Genomic DNA, 6,454 nt, shown 5'->3' on the forward strand with positions numbered 1-6,454 from the left:
CGTCCCGGCTTCGGTGGCCGTCCCGGCGGTCCGGGTGCCCGTGGCGGCACGCAGGGCGCCTTCGGCCGTCCCGGCGGTCCGGCGCGCCGTGGCCGCAAGTCCAAGCGTCAGCGGCGCCAGGAGTACGAGGCCATGCAGGCCCCGTCCGTGGGCGGCGTGATGCTGCCCCGCGGCGGCGGCGAGACCATTCGCCTGTCGCGCGGTGCCTCCCTCACCGACTTCGCGGAGAAGATCGGCGCCAACCCGGCGTCGCTCGTCGCCGTGATGATGAACCTCGGCGAGATGGTCACGGCCACGCAGTCCGTCTCGGACGAGACGCTGCAGCTCCTCGGCGGCGAGATGAACTACACCGTTCAGATCGTCAGCCCCGAGGAGGAGGACCGCGAGCTGCTCGAGTCCTTCGACATCGAGTTCGGTGAGAACGAGGGCGGCGAGGAGATGCTCGTCGCGCGTCCGCCGGTCGTGACCGTCATGGGTCACGTCGACCACGGTAAGACGCGACTCCTCGACGCGATCCGCAAGACCAACGTGGTCGCGGGCGAGGCCGGTGGCATCACCCAGCACATCGGTGCCTACCAGGTCTCCACCGACGTCAACGACGAAGAGCGCAAGATCACCTTCATCGACACCCCGGGTCACGAGGCGTTCACCGCCATGCGTGCCCGTGGTGCCAAGTCGACCGACATCGCGATCCTCGTGGTGGCGGCCAACGACGGTGTCATGCCGCAGACGATCGAGGCGCTGAACCACGCCAAGGCGGCCGACGTGCCGATCGTGGTCGCGGTCAACAAGATCGACGTCGAGGGCGCCGACCCGACGAAGGTGCGCGGTCAGCTCACCGAGTTCGGTCTGGTGGCCGAGGAGTACGGCGGCGACACGATGTTCGTCGACATCTCCGCCAAGCAGGGTCTGAACATCGACAAGCTGCTCGAGGCCGTCGTCCTCACCGCCGACGCCGCGCTCGACCTGCGCGCCAACGCGGAGCAGGACGCGCAGGGCATCGCGATCGAGGCCCACCTCGACCGTGGCCGCGGCGCCGTGGCCACCGTGCTCGTCCAGCGCGGTACCCTCCGCGTCGGTGACACGATGGTCGCCGGTGACGCCTACGGCCGTGTCCGCGCCATGCTCGACGACAAGGGCCAGAACGTCGAGGAAGCGGGTCCGTCGACCCCCGTCCTCGTCCTTGGTCTCACCAACGTCCCGGGCGCCGGCGACAACTTCCTCGTCGTCGACGAGGACCGCACGGCCCGCCAGATCGCCGAGAAGCGCGCTGCGCGCGAGCGCAACGCCGCCTTCGCCAAGCGCACCCGCCGGGTGTCCCTCGAGGACCTCGACAAGGTGCTCAAGGCCGGTCTGGTCCAGGACCTCAACATCATCATCAAGGGCGACGCGTCCGGTTCGGTGGAGGCTCTCGAGTCCTCGCTGCTCCAGCTCGACGTCGGCGAAGAGGTTGAGATCCGGATCCTGCACCGCGGTGTGGGTGCGGTCACCGAGTCCGACATCAACCTGGCGACCGGCTCCGACGCCATCGTCATCGGCTTCAACGTCCGCGCCGAGGGCCGTGCCACGCAGATGGCCGAGCGCGAGGGCGTCGACGTCCGGTACTACTCGGTCATCTACCAGGCGATCGAGGAGATCGAGGCGGCCCTCAAGGGCATGCTGAAGCCGGAGTACGAAGAGGTCGAGCTGGGTACGGCGGAGATCCGCGAGATCTTCCGCTCGTCCAAGCTGGGCAACATCGCGGGTGTCCTCATCCGCTCCGGCGAGGTCAAGCGCAACACCAAGGCGCGCCTCATCCGCGACGGCAAGGTCATCGCGGAGGAGCTCAACATCGTCGGTCTGCGTCGCTTCAAGGACGACGTCACCGAGATCCGCGAAGGCTTCGAGGGCGGTATCAACCTCGGAAACTTCAACGACATCAAGATCGACGACGTCATCGCGACGTACGAGATGCGCGAGAAGCCGCGCGGCTGAATCGCATAGCACGACCACGGGGCCGGTCGGCGGAGCATATTCCGTCGATCGGCCCCGGCCGTTGCGTGTACGGTTCGAAGAGCCCTACACCACAGCTGGACCTCACGCCTCCCGGGTGGGCTTCACCCGTCACGCATGTATGCAGGGACTCTGTCCTTCGACCTCCTCCTCGGCGACGTACGGTCGCTGAAGGAGAAGCGCTCCGTCGTCCGCCCGATCGTCGCCGAGCTGCACCGCAAGTACGCGGTGAGCGTGGCGGAGGTCGGCGACCAGGACCTCTACCGCCGGGCGACCATCGGCCTGGCGGCGGTCTCCGGGGACGCGGGGCACCTCACCGACCTACTGGACCGCTGCGAGCGCTGGGTCGCCGCACGTCCCGAAGTGGAGCTGCTCTCGGTCAGGCGGCGGTTCCACGGCGACCACGACGACTGAGCGCGTCACCGGCGCCACAAGCACAATGGACAAGAAGAAGGAGACGGACCAGTGGCCGACAACGCGCGTGCGAAAAGGCTGGCGGACCTCATCCGCGAGGTGATCGCCCAGAAGCTGCAGCGCGGAATCAAGGACCCGCGGCTCGGCTCGCATGTGACCATCACGGACACCCGGGTCACCGGCGACCTGCGGGAGGCTACGGTCTTCTACACGGTCTACGGCGACGACGAGGACCGCGCCAGCGCGGCCGCGGGCCTGGAGAGCGCCAAGGGCATCCTGCGCTCGGAGGTCGGCCGTGCGGCCGGCATCAAGTTCACGCCGACCCTGACGTTCGTGGCCGACGCCCTGCCGGAGAACGCCCGCACCATCGAGGACCTCCTCGACCGGGCCCGGGCCTCCGACGCCGCGGTGCGCGCCGCGTCCTCGGACGCGGCGTACGCGGGCGAGGCCGACCCGTACCGCAAGCCGGGCGAGGACGAGGACGATAAGGACGCTGCCGGCGAATGAAGCACAAGGAGACCCCGCCGGACGGCCTCGTCATCGTCGACAAGCCGGCCGGCTTCACCTCGCACGACGTCGTCGCGAAGATGCGCGGCATCGCGCGGACGCGGCGCGTGGGGCACGCGGGGACGCTCGACCCCATGGCGACGGGCGTCCTCGTCCTCGGCATCGAGCGGGCGACGAAGCTTCTCGGTCACCTCGCGCTGACCGAGAAGGAGTACGTCGCGACGATCCGCCTGGGGCAGAACACCGTCACGGACGACGCGGAGGGCGACATCACGTCCTCGGCCGACGCCTCCGCGGTCACCCGTGAGGCGATCGACGCGGGCGTGGCCAAGCTCACCGGCGCGATCATGCAGGTGCCGTCGAAGGTCAGCGCGATCAAGATCGACGGCAAGCGCTCGTACAAGCGGGCGCGCGAGGGCGAGGACTTCGAGATCCCGGCCCGGCCGGTCACCGTCTCGTCGTTCGCCGTCCACGCCGTGACCCCTGCGGAGGCCGCGGACGGCACCCCCGTGCAGGACCTGCTGGTCTCCGTCGTCTGCTCCTCCGGGACGTACGTGCGGGCCCTCGCACGCGACCTGGGCGCCGACACGGGCGTGGGGGGCCACCTCACCGCCCTGCGGCGGACGCGCGTCGGCCCGTACGGGCTGGGCGACGCCCGCACGCTGGACCAGCTCCAGGAGGAGCTGACGATCATGCCGGTCGCCGAGGCGGCCGCTGCGGCCTTCCAGCGCTGGGACGTCACGGAGGAGCAGGCGCGCCTGCTCGCCAACGGCGTACGGGTACGGGTGCCGCTCTTCGAGACCACGGGGCCGATCGCGGCCTTCGGTCCGGACGGGCGCTTCCTGCTCCTGCTGGAGAACCAGGGCGGCCGGGCGAAGAGCCTGGCGGCCTTCGGCTAGAAGCCGGTTCCGGAGGGGGCACGGCCGGCGTCTCGGCGCGGCGCCGTGCCCCCGAGCCGTGGCACCGCCATGCCTGCGGGGTGTGACGGCGCCGTGCGCCTCCGGCTGCGGTGGCGCCATGCCTTCAGGGTGCGCGCCGTGCGCATGTGTGCCCCACCACTGTGGGGCGGGGAGCCGTCATCCGTCGCTCCCCGCCCCACGATCCCCCTCCTTCCGGTCGTCTATCCACACCGCTCCCACAATTCACTCCATTGGGCAGGCGCTCGGAGTGAATAGCGGGTGCGGAAGGGGGCGCGTTCCTGCGACGACCTGGTCCTGCCGATCATCCGCTGCCTACCGTCGGGGTAAGTGCACGGCGGGGAGGTTCGGCGGATGAGCGGTCGGCGGACCGATGTGGACGAGTTCCTGGTACGCATCAGAGACCTCGCCGGGAGGCCGCGCGGTACGGGCTTCATCGCCGACGACCGCGGCACGATGATCACCAGCCATGAGGCCGTCGACGGTCTGGCGCGCCTGGTGCTGCTGGCCCCGGGCGACCGTACGTGCCTGGTGGGCGCCGAAGCGGTGACGCCCCTGCCGGGCTGCGACCTGGCGCTGGTGCGTACCGAGGGCCTCGGCGTGGCCCCGCTGCCCGTCGCCGCCGCGGAGCGCATCGAGGACGGGGCGAGCGTCCGGCTGCGGGCGGGCCACTGGCAGCGCGCCCAGGTCATCGGCGAGGCCCTCGTCACCTACACGGCCACGGACCGCTTCCACCTCCTCGACGCCGCCGTGGAGCTCTCCCTGGGCGAGCGCGACGGCCTGCGGCTCGGCGAGGAGGCCACCGGCGGCCCGGTCATCGACGCCCGTGCGGGGACAGTCGTCGCCGTCCTCGGTACCGCGCTCCATGCGGAGCGCCGCTCCGGAGGTTTCGCGATCCCGCTCCGTGCGGCGGCCGCGGCGTCCCCTGACGGCTCCCTGGCGGCCCTCCTGGAGCGCAACGCGGCCACCGTCCCCGCCTTCGGGCCCGACCTCAACCTTGCGGGCGCCCTCCAGCTGACGGCGACCTCCCTCGGCCCGATCATCACGGCGCGCGACTGGCGCGATCCCGTGGAGCGGCCGGAGACCGCCAGGGAGTTCACGCGCTTCCTGGATCCGGACGGGGAGGCCGCCGGCCGCGCGGACACCGGCGCCGATGCCCTGGGGGACGCCGGCGAACGCATGCCGGAGGACGCCGACCGGCCGCCTGCCCCTGAACCGCCGCCCGACGAACCCGCCCAGGAAGCAGGCCCCGCACCGGGCGGGACGGGGGCCCCGGGCGTGCTGGTGGTGACGGTCCCGGCACGCGCCTGGCGCGGCACACCCGGCGGCGGCCCGGGCGGGCGCTGGATCGGGGACCTGCCCGGTGCGCACCATCCCGCCGATCCGCCGGAGCCCGGCGGGTCCCCGGCTCCGGATCCGTACGATCCGGACGGGCCGTACGATCCGGACGGGCCGGACGGGTCGTGTGGCACGTCCGCCTCGGATGACGCGGCGGACGGCCCTGCCGCCGCCGTCCTCGGCCTCGTGGGAGGCCCCGGGACGGGCCGCACGACGGAGCTCCTCTCGCTCGCCTCCCGGCGCGCACGGGGCCCTGAACCGGCCCCCACCATCTGGCTGCGCGGCGCCGACCTGGAGGAGGGCGACAGCAGCCTGCGGGACGCGATCGCGCGAGCCCTCGCAGATGCCGCCCGGATCGTCACCGCCTCCGCCGGGGCGGCCGGCACGGTGGGCGACCCGGCCGAGGCCACTCCGGAGGCCGTGGCCGCGCTGGGGCACCGCGTGGGGCGGCCCCTCCTCGTCGTCCTCGACGGCCCCGAGGAGGTCCCTCCGGTCCTCGCCCACGCCCTGCCGGCGTGGACCGCGGCGACCGCCGAGTGGCTGGAGGAGACGTCCGCCCGGCTCGTCGTCGCCTGCCGCCCGGAGCACTGGGAGACGGCGGGGGATCTGTTCCCGCGTACGGCGCTCCACGTGTCCACCTCCTCGGCCACCCCGCGCAGCCTGCCGCCCTGCGTCAGCCTGACCGACCTGGGCCCCCTGCAGGCCGAGCGGGCCCGCGCCCTCTTCGGCATTCCGCCGGACGCCATCCACCAGGGGGACGCCGCCCACCCGCTCGCCCTGCGCCTGCTCTCCGAAGTGCGCGCCGCGCTCCCGGACGGCACCGCGCCGGGCGGCCGCACGGGCGAGGACGGGGCCCGGCCCCCCGACCGCTGGGACATCTTCTCCGCCTACCTGGACCTGGTCTGCCTGCGCATCGCCGTACGGCTGGCGGCCGGGCGCCGCCCCGCGCTGCGCGGCACGGCGGTGCGCAGGCTCGCCGCACGCGTGGCCGGGCAGGTGCACGAGGCGGCCCGGCGATGCCTCGGCCCCGGGCAGGGCGAGCTGGAGCGCGAGGCCTTCGAAGAGCTCTTCCCGTGGCGCAACGGCTGGGCCTCCGCCGTCCTCACCGAGGGCCTGCTCGTCCCGGCCGGCACCGGCTACCGCTTCGCGCACGAGGAGTTCGCCGACTGGCTGCAGGGCGCCCACCTCGACCTCGACGCCGCCCTGCACACCCTCGTCCACCGCTGGTACGAGCCCGAGGGCGGCTCCGGTGAGCACGACGCCCTGCCGTCACGGCCGGGCGGGGG

The 6,454-nt window shown here is 72.7% G+C and carries 4 protein-coding genes and 1 pseudogene; all 5 read left to right on the top strand.

What is annotated here, in order from left to right; all coding sequences use genetic code 11:
* A partial coding sequence (gene infB / locus V7793_RS31065) for a translation initiation factor IF-2 (protein ID WP_336012858.1) occupies positions 1 to 1,974 on the top strand: 1,974 nt, incomplete at its 5' end.
* A 135-nt stretch (positions 1,975 to 2,109) separates the two neighbouring features.
* Positions 2,110 to 2,406: a DUF503 domain-containing protein gene (locus tag V7793_RS31070; protein ID WP_058046532.1), complete on the top strand. Its 297-nt coding sequence runs from the start codon at positions 2,110 to 2,112 to the stop codon at positions 2,404 to 2,406.
* 51 nt (positions 2,407 to 2,457) lie between these two features.
* Positions 2,458 to 2,913 carry a 30S ribosome-binding factor RbfA gene (gene rbfA / locus V7793_RS31075; RefSeq protein ID WP_168093906.1) on the top strand — a complete coding sequence of 152 codons (456 nt, stop codon included), beginning with the start codon at positions 2,458 to 2,460 and terminating at the stop codon, positions 2,911 to 2,913.
* Positions 2,910 to 3,812 carry a tRNA pseudouridine(55) synthase TruB gene (gene truB, locus V7793_RS31080; RefSeq protein WP_336012862.1) on the top strand — a complete coding sequence of 301 codons (903 nt, stop codon included), beginning with the start codon at positions 2,910 to 2,912 and terminating at the stop codon, positions 3,810 to 3,812. The genes rbfA and truB overlap by 4 nt, the downstream gene beginning before the upstream one ends.
* Before the next feature lie 372 nt (positions 3,813 to 4,184).
* A pseudogene (locus V7793_RS31085) lies at positions 4,185 to 6,454 on the top strand (trypsin-like peptidase domain-containing protein); the annotation flags it as partial.

This window comes from Streptomyces sp. KLMMK, from assembly GCF_036961605.1.
GTDB lineage: Bacteria > Actinomycetota > Actinomycetes > Streptomycetales > Streptomycetaceae > Streptomyces > Streptomyces telluris.

Excerpts from the sequence above, each read along its gene's own strand:
- V7793_RS31070 (WP_058046532.1), top strand. The coding sequence starts at position 2,110 with ATGTATGCAGGGACTCTGTCCTTCGACCTCCTCCTCGGCGACGTACGG.
- truB (WP_336012862.1), top strand. The coding sequence starts at position 2,910 with ATGAAGCACAAGGAGACCCCGCCGGACGGCCTCGTCATCGTCGACAAG.